11 protein-coding genes are annotated in these 17,586 nt (G+C 70.7%); 4 read left to right on the top strand and 7 right to left on the bottom strand.

Annotation, left to right across the window (positions count from 1 at the left end):
- Positions 1-40: 40 nt before the first annotated feature.
- Positions 41-1,375 carry a glycoside hydrolase family 30 protein gene (locus tag WMF28_RS12735; RefSeq protein WP_437602459.1) on the bottom strand — a complete coding sequence of 445 codons (1,335 nt, stop codon included), beginning with the start codon at positions 1,373-1,375 and terminating at the stop codon, positions 41-43.
- Positions 1,376-2,340: 965 nt separating this feature from the next.
- Between WMF28_RS12735 and WMF28_RS12730 the strand changes: the two genes are divergently transcribed.
- Entirely contained in the window at positions 2,341-3,450 is a 1,110-nt protein-coding gene (locus WMF28_RS12730; protein ID WP_437602458.1) for a glycosyltransferase family 4 protein, read from the top strand.
- A gap of 64 nt (positions 3,451-3,514) precedes the next feature.
- Here the strand turns inward: WMF28_RS12730 and WMF28_RS12725 are convergent, their stop codons facing one another.
- On the bottom strand, positions 3,515-4,633 hold the full coding sequence (locus tag WMF28_RS12725) for a glycosyltransferase (RefSeq protein WP_437602457.1): 1,119 nt from the start codon (positions 4,631-4,633) through the stop codon (positions 3,515-3,517).
- Positions 4,634-4,748: 115 nt separating this feature from the next.
- Between WMF28_RS12725 and WMF28_RS12720 the strand changes: the two genes are divergently transcribed.
- Positions 4,749-5,882 (top strand): glycosyltransferase, encoded by a 1,134-nt coding sequence (locus tag WMF28_RS12720; RefSeq protein WP_437602456.1) that lies wholly within the window; start codon positions 4,749-4,751, stop codon positions 5,880-5,882.
- Positions 5,883-6,231: 349 nt separating this feature from the next.
- On the opposite strand, the gene WMF28_RS12715 is transcribed toward WMF28_RS12720, so the two are convergent.
- Positions 6,232-7,221 (bottom strand): SGNH/GDSL hydrolase family protein, encoded by a 990-nt coding sequence (locus WMF28_RS12715; RefSeq protein WP_437602455.1) that lies wholly within the window; start codon positions 7,219-7,221, stop codon positions 6,232-6,234.
- A 385-nt stretch (positions 7,222-7,606) separates the two neighbouring features.
- On the opposite strand from WMF28_RS12715, the gene WMF28_RS12710 reads away from it, so the two are divergent.
- The gene (locus WMF28_RS12710) at positions 7,607-8,401 is read left to right on the top strand and encodes a helix-turn-helix transcriptional regulator (protein ID WP_437602454.1); all 795 of its coding nucleotides are present in this window, start codon (positions 7,607-7,609) and stop codon (positions 8,399-8,401) included.
- Between the two features lie 143 nt (positions 8,402-8,544).
- Here the strand turns inward: WMF28_RS12710 and WMF28_RS12705 are convergent, their stop codons facing one another.
- The 4 genes from WMF28_RS12705 to WMF28_RS12690 form a co-directional block, all read right to left on the bottom strand.
- Positions 8,545-10,776, bottom strand: a complete 2,232-nt coding sequence (locus WMF28_RS12705; RefSeq protein WP_437604251.1) for an ATP-binding cassette domain-containing protein — start codon at positions 10,774-10,776, stop codon at positions 8,545-8,547.
- 223 nt (positions 10,777-10,999) lie between these two features.
- Positions 11,000-11,842, bottom strand: coding sequence for a class I SAM-dependent methyltransferase (locus WMF28_RS12700; RefSeq protein WP_437602453.1), 843 nt, complete (start codon positions 11,840-11,842; stop codon positions 11,000-11,002).
- 280 nt (positions 11,843-12,122) lie between these two features.
- Positions 12,123-13,760 carry a hypothetical protein gene (locus WMF28_RS12695; RefSeq protein ID WP_437602452.1) on the bottom strand — a complete coding sequence of 546 codons (1,638 nt, stop codon included), beginning with the start codon at positions 13,758-13,760 and terminating at the stop codon, positions 12,123-12,125.
- Between the two features lie 470 nt (positions 13,761-14,230).
- On the bottom strand, positions 14,231-15,835 hold the full coding sequence (locus WMF28_RS12690; RefSeq protein ID WP_437602451.1) for a hybrid sensor histidine kinase/response regulator: 1,605 nt from the start codon (positions 15,833-15,835) through the stop codon (positions 14,231-14,233).
- A 601-nt stretch (positions 15,836-16,436) separates the two neighbouring features.
- Here WMF28_RS12690 and WMF28_RS12685 point away from each other — a divergent pair.
- A complete protein-coding gene (locus WMF28_RS12685; RefSeq protein WP_437602450.1) occupies positions 16,437-17,585 on the top strand; it encodes a hypothetical protein in 1,149 nt (382 codons plus the stop codon).
- The last annotated feature ends 1 nt before the right edge of the window (position 17,586 follow it).

The following is a 17,586-nucleotide window of genomic DNA, read 5'->3' as shown; positions in this document are numbered from 1 at the left end:
GGACATTAGGCATGATCCGCCGCCATGACCAGAGCTCGCCTCACTTCCAGTTGACGGTGGCCCATCCGTGGGCAGGAATGCTGAACTGGAGCTTCTTGCTCGCCACGCCGAGGACGGTCGTCTTCTCTGCATTGCCGGAATTGTAAAGAATCGTGATGATGGTGCCGTCAGGGTTCTTGAAGGCCAGCGCATCGCCGCCGGTCGTGCCGACGCGCACCGCGCCTGGATCGACGTATCCGGAGACGTGGCGGAAGACGTGGTAGGCGGGGGTCACGTTCAGCGTGCCCATCCCCGTGTTCACGGTAAGAAGCGCGTTCTGGGGCCACGGCCGCTGCGAGTCCAGGTTCTTCCCCGCCGTGTCCAGCACCATGTTCCAGGCGCTGTACGAGGTCACCCCTGCCTGGATCCAGTCGCGGATGAGCTTCCAGCTCTCCTCGGCGTAGGCATGATCGTTCGGCGGCATATTCTCGTTGAACGGCGGCATGCCCGCAGGGTTCCAGGGGTAGTTGCCGCACTTGTGCTCCGTCTGCACGATCGGCATGTTGCGCGACCTCAAGCCGGAGACGCTGCCCAACATGTTCCACTGCAGCCCGAAGCCCTTGACGTACTTCATCGCGGTGGAATCGCCGGTCACCGCGCTGATGATCGTCCCGTCTTTCCCGCTGTCGGCGTTGGACATCGTGCCGAGATAGATCTGGGTCGTGAGCCCTCGTTCGTCGAACGTCGGCCCGAGGTAGGTGCCGATGAACTTGGCCATGAGCGGCCCCGTCCACAGGCAGCTCGGGTACCTCGTCTCGTAGTTCGGCTCGTTCTGAGGGTGAACCGCCTCGATGGTGATGCCCTCGTCGGCGTACGCCTCCACGAACTTCGCGAAGTACAGGGCATACGCCCGCAGGACGCTCGCGTCGTCCTTCATGCGGCCGCCATCCATCGCGCCGTTGCTCTTCATCCAGGTGGGGGGCGTCCACGGGCTGGCCCAGAGGTGGAGGTCGGGCCTCACGGCGAGCGCCGCCTTGATGTACGGAATCAACCTCTCCCTGTCCCGAGCGACGGAGAAGCTCGCCATCGTCGTATCGTTCGGCGTCTCGTTGAGGGTATAGCGATCCATCGCATAGTCGCTGGCCCCCATGGGGACGCGCCCGTAGGCGAACGCCGCGCCCTCGTGCGTGTCGAAGAGCAGCTTGATGGCTCGCCTCCTCTCGGCATCGCCGAGCATCGAGAGCACGTGCCATCCCGCCTCGTTGAAGGTGCCGCCGAAGCCGTCCCATCGCTGGTACGTCGTCGCGTCGTTGACGGTCACGTCGGCATTGCCGCTCGTCACCTCCGTCGGCGCCCCTGTCTTCCAGTAGTCGTTCGGCCCGGAAGTGACCAACACGGGCTCGATCACGGGGGGCCCGCCTCCGGTGGACGAGCCGCCAGCGCCGCCGTCTCCGGTCGGATCGCCGCCGGCACCGCCCGAACCGGTCGAACCGGTCGAACCGCCCGCCCCTGTTCCGTCCGAGCCGGTCGAGCCGCCCGAGCCGGTCGAGCCGCCCGCACCCGCCCCCGAGCCGCCCGCACCCGCCCCCGCCCCCGAGCCCTCAGGTTTTGTCGTGCTGTTCGAGGAACCGCACGCCACGAAGAAAACCGCGAGCAATACGCCGATCGTCGAACCTCGTGCCCTGTTCATCGCTGAAATCCTCAATCGTAGGGGTGCGGACCCGTGGCGGTGCCCGAAGCAGGCGTCCGCGAGCGGGCGTCCTATATGCCCGAAAGGCCCCGCGGTGATCCGAGCAGAGCCACGTTTCCTCACAGTGTCATTCGCGAGCCCCGCGGGACGCGGCGCGTCAAGCAGGCGACGTCGCCGAGCGTCGCCTCCGTCGCCAAATGCCAGTGTCAGCCGACGCGCCAGGGCCTCCTCCGTCCGCCGCCACGCACGCTCACGCGACCCGCCCAGCGCTGATTTCTTTACATCGCACTGGTGAGCCATGTTAGCTTTCCAGGTCATGGTCGCCGCTCTCTGGGCGTTGACCATCCAATCCCATCGCCGAGCCGGCGCCGGAAGGCTCGGACCGTTCATCGCGCTGAACGTGCCGCGCGACGCCGCGAGGCACCGGTCCAACCCGCCTGCGCGTCGCGCGCGAGCCGGAGGTGTCCATGACCGCCATGCGACAGATGCGTATTCTCTATTTTGCACCTCGCGCCTGCTGGCCGCTCGATACCGGGGCCAAGCTACGCAACTGGCATTTTGTCCGGCAGCTGTCGCGCTTTGCGCGGGTCACTTACCTGAGCTTCGCCGACGACGGCGCCGTCAGGAACGGGCGGGCACGGATGGGCGGTGCCGGTCCCGCTCCTCAATCGATGAACGATATCGCGCAGATCACCGACCAGGTGCTGACGCTGACCCAGGAGCGGCCGAACTCCCTGGGCAAGATCCTGCGCGGGGCCGTGGGGCAGCTGCCGCTCGTCGTCCTCAATTACACGACGGACGCAATGCGCCAGGAGCTCGCGCGCGTCCTCGATACAGGCCAGTTCGACGCCGTGCAGGTCGAGAGCGTCCATCTCGCCGGTTACCTGCCCTTGCTGCGCGCGGCGCGCAATCGACCGCTGCTCCTCTGCGACTGGCACAACATCGAGTCGGAGGTGCTCTCTCGCTACAGCAAGCACGCGCCCGATCCCCTCCGCGGGCTCGCGGCGTTCGCCCTGGCCTCGCAGCTCGCCGGCTTCGAGCGCAAGGTGCTGGAGCAGTTCGACGCGCACCTCACGGTCAGCGAGCGGGATCGCGCGAAGCTCCTCGCGCTCCGCCCCGGACTGCGCGCCTTCGCCGTCGACAACGGCGTCCACGTCGACGCCTTCCCCGCGGGCGCGGGCGGCTCCGAGCCGCGCCGCCGCATCGTCTTCGTCGGCTCGATGGATTACCGCCCGAACGCGCAGGCCATCGTCGCCTTCGCGCGCGACGTCTGGCCCGCCATCCACGCCGCGCGGCCCGCGTGGCGCCTCACCGTGGTCGGCAGGAGCCCCGGGCCGGAGGTGCGCGCGCTCGGCGCGCTGCCCGGCGTGGAGGTGACCGGGACCGTGCCCGACGTGCGGCCCTACTATGCCGACGCGCTCGCGTCGGTGGTGCCGCTGCGCATCGGGGGCGGGTCGCGGCTGAAGATCCTGGAGGCGCTCGCGGCCGGCGTGCCCGTCGTCTCCACGCAGCTCGGCGCAGAGGGGCTCGCGCTGCGCGACCGCGAGCACGCGATCATCACCCGGACCGTCGAGGAGATCCGCGGCGCGCTCCTCGAGCTCGACGCGGATCCGGCGCTGCGGGCGCGCCTTGCCGCGGCCGGCCGGGCGCTCGTCCAGAGCCGATACGACTGGAGCGTGGTGGGCGACACGCTCGCCCGCATCTACAAGCAGCTGGCCGAGCAGCGCCGCGGCGCCCCCGCAGCGCCCATGCCCGGGAGCCTCGCCACGCCGCCCAGCTGATCCGCGCTCCCCCCGGGAGATCGGCCGCGCGCCGCGGCGGACGCGGGCGCCGCCCGCCGCCCGCTCAGGCCACCGCGGCGCCGGTCACCGCGGCGAACGCCTCGAGCCACGCCTCGGCCTGCCGCTCCGCCGTGAACTGCGACAGGAGCCGCGCCCTGGCGCGGGTCGCCCGCGCCCCCGCCTCCTCCGGCCGCCCGAGCGCGTCGAGCAGCGCCCGCGCCAGCGCGTCCGGCTGCCCGGGCGGGACGAGCCACCCCGTCTCGCCGTCCAGCACGAGCTCCGGCACGCCGCCGACGGCGCTCGCGACGACCGGCGTCCCGTACGCGAACGCCTCCAGCACCACGTTCGGCAGCCCCTCGGTGCGCGACGGCAGCGCCAGCACGTCCAGCGCCCCGATGAGCTGCGCGCCATCCCGGCGCAGGCCGAGCAGCCGCGCGCGCTCGCCGAGCCCGCGCGCCGCCACCTCCTCCCGCACCACGGCCTCGTCCGGCCCGTCGCCCACCAGCACGAGCGTGGCCTGCGCGTCCGCGCGCGCCACCGCCGCGAACGCCTCCACGAGCGAGCGCTGCCCCTTCTCGGGGCTGATCCGCCCCACCGCGCCGATGAGCCGCGCCGACGCGCCGAGCCCGAGCTCCGCCAGCAGCTGCGCGCGGGGGACCGGGGGCGGCATCCGATCCAGGTCGATCGCGTTGGGCACCCGGAAGATCCGGGCCTCGCTCACCCCGCACGCCCGCACCGGCGCGCGCTGCGCCTCCGACACGACGACGACCCCGTCGTGCCAGCGCAGCGTCCGTCGATCGGCCCACTCGAAGAGCCGCACCTTCCGGTCCTCGCCCGTCCACCCGCGCGCCACGGCCAGCACCCGCGGCGCGCCGCGCCCGCGCAGCCCGAGCGCCAGGAGGTCCGCCTTGTAGCTCACCGTGCAGACAACGTCGGGCCGGAGCCGCGCCGCGATCGCGCGGAGCCGGCGCGCCCCCTCGAGCAGGTCGTAGCCCCGCGCCATCGCGAGCGGCTCGGCCTCGAACCCCTCCGCGCGCGCCCCCACGACGAGCGGGTTGTCCGCGACCTTCGCCTGCCGGTGCGGGATCACGGCGAACGAGACGTCGCACGCGCCGCGATCGCGCAGGATCCTCGCCGATTGCACGGTCTGCCGCTCCGGGCCGCCCCAGAAGCGACAGGGCATCAGGTGGAGGATCCGGAGCCGCCGCAGAGCCCCCGCTTTACATGATCGCCGCGCGCGCCGCACCCGATTTCCCCGGCGCCGCGGCGCCATGGTACGACCGCGGGAGGCGGGCCCCATGCGGAAGATCAGCGTGTGCACGGTGGTCATCAACCTCGACGTCGGGGGCCTCGAGAAGGTCGCCGTCAGCCTCCTGAACGGCCTCGATCGCGCCCGCTTCGACCCGTCGCTCGTCTGCCTGGACGCCCCCGGCAAGCTCTTCGATCAGGTCGACCTCCCGCCCGAGCGCCGGCTCGTCCTGCGGCGCCGCCCGCGGCTGAACCTCGGCTTCGCCCGCGTGGATCCCGAGCTGCCCCTCGCGATCCGCGGCTTTCTCCGCGACGTCCGGGCCGACGTCGTGCACGTCCACAACTTCGCCCCGCTCATCTTCGGCGGCGTCTCGTCGCGCCTTCTCCTGCCGCGCCCCCGCGTCGTCTACTCGGAGCACAACGAGATCAACAGCGCGAGCCCCCGCTCGCTGCGCAAGTTCAGGTACTACGTGCGCCTCGCCGACGCGGTCATCGCGGTCTCCGACGATCTGGCGACCAAGCTCCGGCGCGATCTCGGCGTCCGGAGGCCCATCCGGGTGATCCGCAACGGCATCGACGGCGCGCGCGTCCGGGCCGGGCGCGGCGACCGCGTCCGCGCCGAGCTGCGGCTGCCCGAGGGGGCCCGCGTGCTCGGCACGGTCGCGGTGCTGTCGCGCCAGAAGGGCATCGACGTCCTGCTCGACGCCGCCGGCGAGGTCCTCGCGCGCGACCCGCGCGTCCACCTGGTGATCGCGGGAGACGGGCCGGCCCGGCCCGACCTCGAGGCCCGGCGCGCCGGCATGGCGGCGCGGGAGCGCGTGCACTTCCTCGGCCTGCGCAGCGACGTGCCCGACGTGATGGCGAGCCTCGACGCCTATGTCCTCTCGTCCCGCTGGGAGGGGCTCCCGCTCGCGGTCCTCGAGGCCATGGCCGCCGGAAAGCCGATCGTCGCGACCCGCGTCGGCGGCGTCCCGGAGGCGATCGAGGACGGCGCGGGCGGCTACCTCGTCGCCCCCGAGGAGCCCCGGGCGCTCGCCGATCGGCTCCTCGCGCTGCTGTCCGATCCGGCGGCCGCCGCCGCGATGGGCGCGCGCAACGCGCAGGCGTTCGACGCGCGCTTCAGCCTCGGGGCGATGCTCGCCGCCCACGAGCGGCTGTTCGCCGAGATCGCGCCCGCGCGGTAGCGTGGGGCGATCCCGGAGATCGCCCCACAGGTGCTGGCCGAGCCATCTCCGCCGGGGGGGGTGATCGCGTGGATCCACCCTTGATTGCGCTGCATCGCAAGGGTCCGCTGAGCCGGTGCTCCGAGAGCGCACGGCGCTCCACCGCGTCCATCCTCTTGCTGCACCCAGAACGCCCGGCCGTCGGGGAACCTGAGCGACCTCGAGAAGCACACGGCGGAGCGGTTCGGCGTGCCAGCCGAAGGCCAGGTGGAGTGGAGGTGCCTCGATTGCAATTGCAACCGAGGGCCGCGGCTCGGGCGCCGTGAGCCGCACGCGGCCCAGGCGCGCTCGCCTTCGACCCCCCGCCGGCTCACCTCAGGTAGTCGGAGATCGCGTCGTACCAGACGCCCGCCATCCGGGCGTAACCCGCCTGATTGGGATGGACCCCGTCGCCGAGCTCGGACGTGGGGAAACCCGCGAACTGGTCGACGTAAACGATGTGCGCGCCCGCGCTGGCTCGCGCCTCGACAAGCCCGGGGACGGTGGCGTTGAACGTATTGACCGCGCTTGCGCCGCCCGGAAAAGGAATGATGTTGCTCACGACGATCAGCGCGTCGGGCGCCTCGGCGATCAGCTCGTCCAGGAGAGCGCCCAGGCGGGTGTCGGCGCCGTTCGGGGACTGATACATGTCATTGGTGCCCGCGTGGAGCAGCACGATGTGCGGCATCTCGTTGAGCGCCGGGCTCGGCACACGACCGGCGATCTGGGCGATGGTCTGTCCGCTGATCCCCTCGTGATTGCGGGGGAACGGCGCGCCATCGACCATCGACGGTCCGTTCATCTGCTGCGTGCCCGTGAAGGTGATCTCGTGGTCGTCTTGCCGGGCCAGGCGGAAGAGCTCGACCCGGTACCCGCCATCGAAGCCGAGACCGAAGGTGATCGAGTCCCCGAGGGGCAGGACCTTGCAGGGGCCCGTCGCGGGGCAAGGCTGGAACCCTTGATCGGGAGAGCCCCCACCCGCGCTCGACGTTCCCGTCGCGCCGCCGCCGCCTCCTCCGTCCCCGCCCCCTCCGGCTCCGCTCGAGCTGGCTCCGCTCGAGCTGCTGGAAGCGGAGCCACCGGTCCCCGTCGTGCTGCCCGCCCCGCTCGTGGTCGAGGCGCCTCCCGTGGCCCCAGCCCCGCCCGTCGTGGCGCCGCCGGAGGAGGCCTCTCCAGACCCATCCGAGCCATCGGACGACCCATCCGAAGAGCTGGAGCAGGCCAGGGAACCGACAAGGAGAAGGCTCGCGAGCGAAATCCCGCGGGCGAAGGCGCCGGATGCACCACGGCGGACGAGCAGCGGAGAGGTCGAGGTAGACATGTGAGCAGAGCTCCCGGTCGCAGGCGACCGAAGGTAGAAAATTGTATTTTGGGCAGAAGACTGGCGAGCGCTTGGCTCGATGCCCCACCGCCCGCGCGGCCTCTGTGAGGAAGTGGCGGAAGGCTACGCAGCGCTCGCGGCGACGTCGTTCAAATTCCCGGCGAAGGTTTTCAGGATCTCGACACGCGGGGTCCGATCCGCTCGGCGCAAGCGGGCTGGGGTGCGGGCTGGGGCACGCCCCGTGCCTGAAAGGCTTGACCCCTGTGTTCCTCGAGGTCGACGATGCTCTGGGTCGACCCCGAGCATGACAGCGGAAATTTCAGCGAAGTACGGAGCGGCTCTCACCGGATCGGACTGGGTGGGGCTGCCTCTCCGGATCGGGTACATGCCCGAAAGCGGCCGGGTCGAGGGACTCTCCAGCGAGTCGGATGCGGTCCTGGTCTGGGCGGGAGGCCCCTCGCAGATCGACATTCGCTTCGCAGAGCCGACCTCGGGAGAGGTTCGGGAGCATTCCTTCGAGCGGCTCTCGGGCATGATCGACCTCTTGCCGCGGAGGACCACGCTTCACAGCGTCGAGTGGCGGGGGCGGCCGTCCGTGTGCACGTCGGTGAACTTTCCCCAGGCCTCCATGTCGGCTCTTTGTTCGTCTCCTTCCGCCGTCTTGGTTCTGGAGCGGGGCCCACGGTTTGGTTTGATCGACGCCCACGTGGTCGACCTGGTTCATCGCCTGCAGGCGCAGGCCGAGGGGCAGGAGTACTTTGGCGCCGTCTACGTGCAGTCGCTCTCCTTGGCGCTGGCTTCTTACCTTTCGGCTCGGTACGGCGCGGGGGCCAAGGCGGAGATCTCGTTGCGCGCCGCGAGCCTCTCGAGCAGCCAGCGCGCTCAGATCGAGAAGTTCGTGGACAGCGAGCTCTCCTCGAATTTCGGGCTCGTCGACCTGGCGGGGCTGGTGGGCTACTCGCCGGACCATTTCTCGCGCCTGTTCAAGCACGCCTTTCATCAGACTCCCTATCAGTACGTGCTTTCACGCCGCATCGAAATGGCGATGACCATGCTCCGGGACGAGCGGCTGTCCATCGCCGAGATCGCTCTGGCCTGTGGCTTCTCCAATCAGGGGCATCTCACGACGGCGTTCAAGCGTCGCACGGGGACGACGCCCGGCGCGTATCGAAGGAAGTGATCGCCCGGCCGGTCTCGTCTCAACCCCGGTCGGGTCGCGGCCGCCGGCTCCCCGGCGTTGCTCAGGAAGAAACAGAGTCTCCGGCGGTCGATGGGGTCGGCATGTGCCTGTCACGCACAGGGGGTCCCGGCGTGAAGGCGCCCTCAGATGAACTTCGCCGTGATGCTCCGCTCGCAGCCCTTCAGCTCGTACGGCGGCCCCGCGAACAGCACCTCGCCACCCGCCCTGCCGCCCTCCGGGCCGAGATCGATGATCCAGTCGGCCTGCCGGATGACGTCCAGGTGATGCTCGATCAGGACCACCGTGTTCCTGGCGTCCACCAGCCGGTCGATGATGCCCATCAGCAGCCCGATGTCGGAGAGGTGCAGCCCGGTGGTGGGCTCGTCCATCACGTAGACGCTGCCCTGCTTGTGGAGCTCGGTGGCGAGCTTCAGGCGCTGCCCCTCGCCGCCCGACATCGTGCTGAGCGGCTGACCGAGCTTCAGGTAGCCCAGCCCCACGTCGTTCATGGCCTGCACCACGGCCTTGATCTTCTTCTCGGCGAAGAAGGCCAAGGCCTCCTCCACCGTCATGTCCAGCACGTCGCTGATCGTCTTGCCGCGCAGGCTGTACGCCAGCACCTCCGACTTGAAGCGCTTGCCCTCGCAGATCTCGCAGGTGGAGACGATGCCCTCCATGAACGCGAGATCGGTGTAGACCACGCCCAGACCGTTGCAGCTCGGGCAGCTGCCCTCCGAGTTGAAGCTGAAGAGCGAGGCGCTCACCTTGTTCGCCTTGGCGAACGCCTGCCGGATGTCATCCATGATCCCGGTATAGGTGCAAGGAGCAGAGCGGCTGTTGGCCGTCACCCGGGACTGGTCGATCACGATCGCCTCCGGGTGCTGCTCCAGGAAGACATCGTTGATCAACGTGCTCTTGCCGGAGCCGGCGACCCCCGTCACGACGGTCAGCACGCCGGTGGGGATGCTCACCGTGACGTTCTTCAGGTTGTGCAGGGTGGCGTTCTTGATGACCCTCTGCCCGGTGGGCTGCCGGACCTTCCGCTTGATCGGCAGGTGTTGTTTCAGGAATTTTCCAGTCAGTGTATCGGTGTTCTTGAGGGTTTCGTAGCTCCCCTCGAAGACCACCTCACCGCCGTGCACTCCTGCCTTCGGGCCGATGTCCACCACGTGATCGGCGATCGCCATCACGTCTGGATCGTGCTCGACGACCAGCACGGTATTGCCCTTGTCGCGCAGCTCCTGGAGCAGGCGGTTCAGGCGGGCAACGTCGCGCGCGTGCAGCCCCACGCTGGGCTCGTCGAGGATATACAGCATGTCGGTCAGGCTGTTTCCGAGGTGCCGGATCATCTTCAAGCGCTGCGACTCGCCGCCGGACAGGGTGGAGGTCTCCCGGCCGAGGCTCAGGTAACCGAGGCCGATGTCCACGAGGTGCTGCAAGCGCTCGATGAGCCTGGCGGCCAGCCTCACGGCGACCGGGTCGGTGAGGTCTCGCAGGAGCTTGATCAGCTCCGTCGCCTCCAGGTCGGAGAGCTCGGCGATGTTCCGGCCGTGGATCCTGCAGCTCAGGGCCGCCTGGTTGAGCCTCGCGCCGTGGCACACCGGGCACGTCTGCGAGGTGGTGAACTGCTCGAAGACCGCCCGGTTGCGCTCGGACATCGCCGCCGCGTCCTTCTTCATGTACATGCGGGTGAAGCGCTCGACGAGGCCCTCGTACTTCGAGCCGAACTCGCCGAACGAGACCTTCACGTCAGCGCCGTACAAGAGGGCGCGCAGCTCCTCTTCGGTGTAGTCCTCGATCGGCTTGTCGCTGTCGAAGAGGCCCGAGAGCGGGTACATCTTCCACATCCACTTCCCGACCTTGAAGTCCGGGTGCAGGATCGCCCCGCCGTTCAGGGACTTGCTGCGATCGAGGAGCCTGTCCAGATCGAGCTGGACGGTCTTGCCGATGCCCTCGCACTCCGGGCACATCCCCTGCGGGGTGTTGAACGAGAAGGCAAAGGCCGCCCCCGCAGCGGGCTGCCCGACCCGCGAGAAGAGCAGCCGCAGCAGCGCGGCGATGTCCGTGTAGGTGCCCGCCGTCGAGCGCGAGCCGCCCCCGACCCGCTTCTGATCGATGATGATAGGCGCGTTCAGGTGCTCGATGCGATCGACGTCGGGCTGGCCGTGGTGCGGCAGGAAGCCTTGCACGAACGCGGTGAAGGTCTCGTTCAGCTGGCGCTGCGCCTCGGCGGCGATGGTGTCGAAGACCAGCGAGGACTTGCCGGAGCCGGAGACGCCGGTGAACACCGTGATCTTCTGCTTGGGGATGTTCAGCGAGACGTCCTTGAGGTTGTTCTCGCGCGCGCCGCGCACATGGATGAACTGGCGATCCATCACGATTGCCTCCTTGCTGAGCCCGAACCGCCCGACCGTCGCAGTCTCTTCGCGGGCGACGAGCAGAGACCGACAGGCATGGTCATCTCGCAGATCCGAGACGCTCGAGCGTCGCATCTGCCCGCGTGGGCCCCCCGGGCGGCATCGCGCGCGCCGGAACGCATTCCACGCCTCGAGGTCGGCCTGGTCCTCTAGTCCGAGGGTCGAGAAAAAGCAAGACGGCTCAGGGCGGGAACGCGAGCAGATCGGTGTGGCCGACCACCCCGCCGGTACGCCTGAGCCGCGACCAGGCATCGAGCGTTCTGGCATCGAGGGCATCGAGGGTGCCCACGTCGCTGACGGCCTGCGCGAAGCCGCTCTGCAGCTCCCCGAGGAGCGCCGCGTCGGCGGCGCCGAGCACCCAGGGACTGTCGCCCTCCAGCACCTCGTAGCCCCGCCGCCGGAGCTGCTCGGCGAGGTGCTGGGGCGCCGCCGGACCGGCGGCCGCGCCGAAGCCCTTGTCCGTCCTCTGATGGCGGTGGAACGCGGCCGCCATGGCGCTGTCCGCCGGATGGCTCGGCGACCAGCGCTGGACGCCGTTGTAGGTGAGCGCGACGTAACAGACGGCGCGGCGCGCGGCGGCCTGAGCGGCGAAGTGGACGATGCGCTCCGGGGAGACGAGATCGAAGAGGGCCGACGCCGTGACGAGGTCCGGCGCGCGGCCCAGCGCGGCGGGGAGATCGGCGGCGAGGTCGGCGCGCTGGAACGAGACCGTGATGCGCCTGCCCGCCTTCTCGACGACAAGCGGCTCGCCGTCCTCGACGGTTGTCTCGGCCCATCGCGTGAGCGCCGCCCGCGCCGCCGCGAGGAGCGCGCCGTCGTGGTCGACGAACGTCCAGCGCTGCTCAGGCCCGAGCAGCGGCGCCGTCGCGCGCAGATTGGAGCCGGTACCGGCGCCGAGATCGACCACGGAGATCTGGGCGCGCGCGCCCAGGCGGGCGGCGAGCGCGCTCGACAGGTCCCCGCTCCGCGAGCGATGGTCCACCGGCTCCCGCAGGGCAAGCCACTCGACACCAAAGCCACGCATGCATCCCTCCCCCGGTCGATCGCGGCGACGTGGCGCGCGATCTCGGCGGAGGATCTTCCGCGCCGCCGAGACCTGTCAAGCCGGGACCCTCCCGCGTCACGCTCCGTGGCGGTTCGCGCTGCGGCGAACGCGCGCGCCGAGCTCCTCGAGCCGCGCGACGACGCTCGCGGGGTCGAGCACGCTCTCCGGGTGGTGGAGGCCCGGGCCGACAGGGGGACCGCCCGCGAGCCCGAGCAGGCGCTCCGTCGCGATCGCCGCGCCGTACGGATGGTCCGACCGCTCAGAACCGATAGAGGACGTTGCCCTTGTCGCCGGAGACGTAGATCGCGCCCGACGCGCCGACGGCGACGCTGCTCATCCCGTAGGTCGGCACCGTCCCGGTGATCGCCTCGAGCCCCACCGCGAGGTGCTTTGCCACGATCGAGGTGTGTCCCGTCGACGGATCGACGCGGAGGAGGCGGCGCCTCCCGCTCTCCACGACGAGCAGGGAGCCGTCCAGATCGACCGCCATTCCCTCGGGCTGCCACAGGCCGGCGGCCACCTCGAGCGGCGGAGAGAGCGTCACGCCGCCGGACACCAGCTGGAGGACCGCGCCGGCGGCCCAGTCGGCGGCCCAGAGGTCGCCGCCCGCCACGGCGAGGCCCGATGGCACGGCCACCGGCGCGAGCGTCACGCGCCCGCCGCTGGTCTGGCGGACGACGCGCCCCGCGCCCGGCCCCGCGCCGAGCTCGGCCACCACGAGATCTCCCTGGAGCCGGACCGCGTTGAGCGGCGTCGCGAAATCGCTGTAGGTCTCGACGACCGAGGCCGTCGTCGTGTCGTAGACCTGAACCACGCTGGCGAACCACGAGCTGAAGATCAACTCCGGGCCGTCGGCCGACACCGTGGAGGGCCCGTGCAGCTCCGAGAAGCCCAGGAACGACGGCTCGACGCCGAGCTGCTCGCCCGTGTCGCCGTCGAACCTCCGGAGCGAGGCCGTGTCGCCGAGATAGACCGACTCGGCCCCTCCCTCGCTCAGCACGGCCAGGCCGCCGGGCAGCACAAGGCCGCCCCGTAGCAGCGTGCGCACCTGCCCGTCCGGCGCGATCCGGACGACGAAGCCGTCGGCGGCGCTCGAGACATAGAGGTTGTCCTGCGCGTCGAAGGCGAGGTTGTCGAGGCCGACCGGGAGCACCGCGAGGACCTCCTTGTCGCCGGTCAGGACGTCGATCCGCACCACCTCGCCGTCCTGATCGACCGCGTGGAGCCGGCCGAGCCCGTCGAACTTGACCGCCGCGGGGATGAAGAAGCCGTCGGCGACCGTCTGGAGATCGCACTCCACCTCCGGGTCGACCGCGCCGGTGCAGGAGTCCACATCGATGCTGACCACCCTGCCCTGCGTCCAGATTGGCCCGTACAACCTGCCGTCAGGCCCCCAGTCCATGCCGTTCAGGAAGCCGAGGTTCCCCGCGATGAAGCGCGGCGGATCCGACAGATCCGGATCGAGCTCGTAGAGCCCGTCCCCGAGGAAGTCGAGCGCCACGAAGAGCCTCCCCGTATCGGAGAAGGTGATGGGATTGACCCCCGGCGCGACGTGCTGCTGGGTGATGGCGCCCGACGGCGAGCGCCGCACGACGTTCCCGGTGAGGAGCGACGTCCAGTAGAGCGAGCCATCCGGGCCGAACGTGAGGTCGTCCGGACCGTCGACCCCGTCCGACCCGTCGAGCCGCCCCACGACGGCCCCGCTCTTGCGGTTCACGACGGCGATCTCATCGCCGAGCAGGCTCGCGACGTACAGCCGGCCGTCCGGTCCCACGTTCATCCCGTTGGCGCCGTGCAGCCGCGCCCCCTCGACGAGGACCGACGACGTCGCGTGTGCCGGCGACGAGACCCCGAGGACTACCGTACCAGCAAGCACGAATGCAAAGGACCTGAGCATAGCTCTCCTTTCACCGTGGTTCACCGTCGCGCGTGGACCGCAGACCCCAGGATCACGATGACATCAGGCGCGGGACCGGCGTGAAGGCGCGAACCCCCGGTGGACTCTTGAATCAAGAAGGCTGACTTGACACGATAGCACGTTCCGTGAGCGAACTCCAAGGACAAATACCATTCAATGGATCGCGTCTGACAATCGCAGCCCGAGCCGTCAGGGAGCTCACCGGCGCCGACGGTGCGTCGCTCGTCCTCCGCGACGGTGAGCTCTGCCATGATGCCCAGGAAGATGCGATTTCCTCGCTCTGGCAGGGAAGACGATTCCCGATGTCGAGCTGCGTCAGCGGGTGGGTGATGCAGAATCGGACGCCGGCGGTCGTCGGCGATATCGCGCTCGATCCCCGCATCCCCCTCGACGTCTACCGGCCGACCGTCACGGCGTTGCTCGGCGATACCCGCGCGCGACAGCTCCGGCTAGGGCCCGCGATGCCCGAGCTTCCGGACGAGCCTCACCAGGTCCTCCGGGTTGACCGGCTTTCCGAGGTGCTCGTCGTAGCCCGCCTCGAAGGCGAGCCGCTGGCTCGCGCCGCCCGTGTAGGCCGTGAGCGCGATCGCCGGCGTCTCCCCCCCGGCGTCCCGCGACATCGCCCGCACGCTCCGCAGGAACGCGTAGCCGTCTTGCTCGGCCATGCCGATGTCGCTCACGATGACGTGCGGCCTCGCCGCGGCGAGCGCGCCGAGCGCTTCGGACGCGGAGCCCGCGACGTGCACCTCCGCCCCGCTCTGGCAGAGCACGGCGTTGACGAGCTCGCGCGCGTCCGGCTCGTCGTCCACGACGAGCACGCGGAGGCCGTCCAGCTGCTCTCGCGCTGCCTGCCGAGCGGCCGCCCCGGCAACGGTGTTCGGGCCCTGCTCGGCGACGGGCGCCGTCTCCCGCACGGGCAGCGTGACGAAGAAGCTCGCCCCCTGGCCCAGCCCGGCGCTCTGGGCCGAGACGGTGCCACCGTGGAGCTCGACGATGTGGCGGACGATCGACAGCCCGAGCCCCAGCCCGCCTAGCCTGCGGGTGATCGAGCTGTCGGCCTGCCAGAACCGCTCGAACACGTGGGGGATCATCGCGGGCTCGATTCCGCGTCCGTCGTCGTGCACGGCGAGGTCGATGCTCGACCCGACCTGCTCGAGGCGCACGCGGACATGTCCCCCCGTCTCGGCGAACTTCACCGCGTTGGACAGGAGGTTCCACATCACCTGCTGGAGCCGCGTCGGGTCCCCGAGGAGCAGGAGGGGGCGCTCGGCGCCCTGCACCGAGAGCTCGATGCTCTTCGCCTGCGCGGCCGGTCGGACGACCTCGAGCGCCTCGGTCACGACGGCCGCGAGGCTCATCGGCCTGGTCTCGATGCGCATCTTGCCGGTGATGATGCGCGAGACGTCGAGCACGTCCTCCACGATCCTGGCCTGCGCCTGCGCGTTTCGCCGGATCGTCTCGAGGGCCTTCGCGGTCGCGGGGTCGGTCACGCTGTCGCACAGGAGCGACGACCACCCGAGGATCGCGTTGAGCGGCGTCCTGAGCTCGTGCGAGACCGTCGCGAGGAACTCGTCCTTCATGCGATTCGCCTCCTGCTCCTGCGCGAGGCGGAGGCGCTCCTCCTCGGCGCGGCGCCGCTCGGTGAGGTCCCTCGTGACCTTCGCGAACCCGACGAGCTCCCCGCCCGGGCCGCGGAGCGCCGTGATGACGACGCTGGCCCAGAACCGCGTGCCATCCTTGCGGATGCGCCATCCCTCATCCTCTACCCGCCCATCGCGCTCGGCGGTCGCGAGCTCCCAGGCGCATTTGCCGGCGCGGACGTCCGCCTCCTGGTAGAACCGCGAGAAATGCTGGCCGAGGATCTCGTCGGCCTTGTAGCCCTTGAGCTCCTCCGCCCCGAGGTTCCAGGACGTGACGACGCCCTGCGGATCGAGCATGAAGATCGCGTAGTCCTTCACGCTCTCGACGAGCAGCCGGAAGCGCTCCTCGCTCTGGCGGAGCGCCTCCTTCATGCCGGGCTCGGGCGAGGCGCTCGGCTGTAATAAAACAGACATGGCGCAGAGAGGATGCTCTATTCACGCGCCGCCGGCCACTTTCGGTAAAACCGTGAGCCGATCGAACGGCAGCGCTTTCCCTCCGGAGGCGGTGTCCCGCGCAGGTCCTACCTCGAAACGCCGCGGCATGCCGCAGAGCGGCAGCGGTCGCCACCAATCCGCTCTGTACAGAATATTCGAAACCCATCGCAAGCCTGCGCGGCGCGCGGCCTGCAGCTCCAGCCACAGCAGGCCGGAGCACGGAACAGGGGCCATGGCTGGCGGGGAGCTCGCGGCCAGGGTGATGCGCACAGAGCGCAGCCGCCCTCGTCAGCGCGGCTCTGGCGCCGCGACATGAACAGGAGAGGAGATCCAGACACGAGGGCACGCTGGTGGACAGAGGCGTGATGAAGGAGAGAAGAGACAGGATGGAGGTTGCCGGCGCCCTCTGCTTTCATGAGGCTCGGCTCGAGCGCCTCACCGGAGCGAGCGATTGTTGAGGCGACGTGGGATCAGGTGCTGGAAACGCCCCGGGGAGAGGACGGCGTCTTCCTGCGGCCTGTCGCGCTTGCCGTCGCATCGACGCCGCCACGGACGGCGGCTCGGTGTACCCTGCCCCGCCGTGCGACCGTTCGAGAGCGCCGTGCTCCACCCGCGCTGGCTCGCAGCCGCCGTCGTGCTCGCCGGCGCCCTGGCCGGGTCCGACGCGCGCGCGGAGGTCCCGCACCTGCGCATCTCGTACGAGGCCCACGAGGGCTGTCCCAGCGCCGAGGCGTTCCTGCGCGAGCTGCTCGCGCGCACGAGCCGCGCGCGAGCCGCCGCGCCGGACGAGGCGGCGCTCGAGGTGCGCGTGCACATCACGCGGAGCGGGGGCGCGAGCCGCGGCCGGATCACCCTCGGCAGGGAGGAGAGAGCGCGTGTCCGGGAGGTCGGCGGCTCCACCTGCGCGGAGGTCGTCGCAGCGCTGGCGCTCATCACGGCCCTCAGGATCGACCCCACCGCTTCCCTCGCCCCGCAGCTGCAGGCCGCGGAGCCGAGCTCGTCCGAGGTTCCGGACCCCGCCGGGGCGGCGAGCGCCGCGGCCGGGTCCGCCGCGGCTGCAAACCCCGCCGGGGCGGCGGCTCTCGCCGGCGGTGACGCGGCGCGACCGGCGAGCCCGCCGCGCGCCGCCCTCCCGGCCCGCCCAGCGTCACCGGCCGCCGTCGCCCCGCGCTCCCCGCCACCGCCTCCGCCGCGGCTGGAGGAGCGCCGGTGGACGCTCGGCCTCCAGGCGAGCGCGGCGACCGGGGTCGCCCCCGAGGTCCTCCTCGGCGGGGGGGCCTTCCTCGAGCTGCGCGCCGATCTTGGCGTCAGCGCCTCGCTCCGCGTCGCGGCCGAGATGGCCGCCTCCGGCGCCGTCGACGCCGGGCCGGGCGGCGCCCGCTTCACCCGCGGCATCGGCCGGCTCGACGCCTGCGCGGACCTCCTCCGCCCGGCGCGCTGGCTCGCGCTCGCGCCCTGCGCGGGCGCCGAGGCCGGCTTTCTCCACGGCAGCGGGCTGGTCGGCGCGACGATCGTCGAGGTGAACGAGGTCACCGTGCCCTGGGCCAGCCTCGGGCTCCTCGCGCGCGTGACCGTCTCGCCCGGCGCGCTCGTGCGCGTCGACGTGCAAGGTGGACCGCAGTTCTCGCTGGTGCGGCGCTCGTTCGTGTTCGAGAGCCCGGCGCAGCTCATTCACGAGGTGCCCGCGGTCACCTGGACGCTCCACCTCGGCGCCGGCCTCTCGTTTTGAT

Source organism: Sorangium sp. So ce590, from assembly GCF_051521365.1.
In the GTDB taxonomy this organism is placed as follows: domain Bacteria; phylum Myxococcota_A; class Polyangia; order Polyangiales; family Polyangiaceae; genus Sorangium.
The sequence above is the reverse complement of the archived record's forward strand: the minus strand, read 5'-3'. Positions and strand labels throughout refer to the sequence as shown.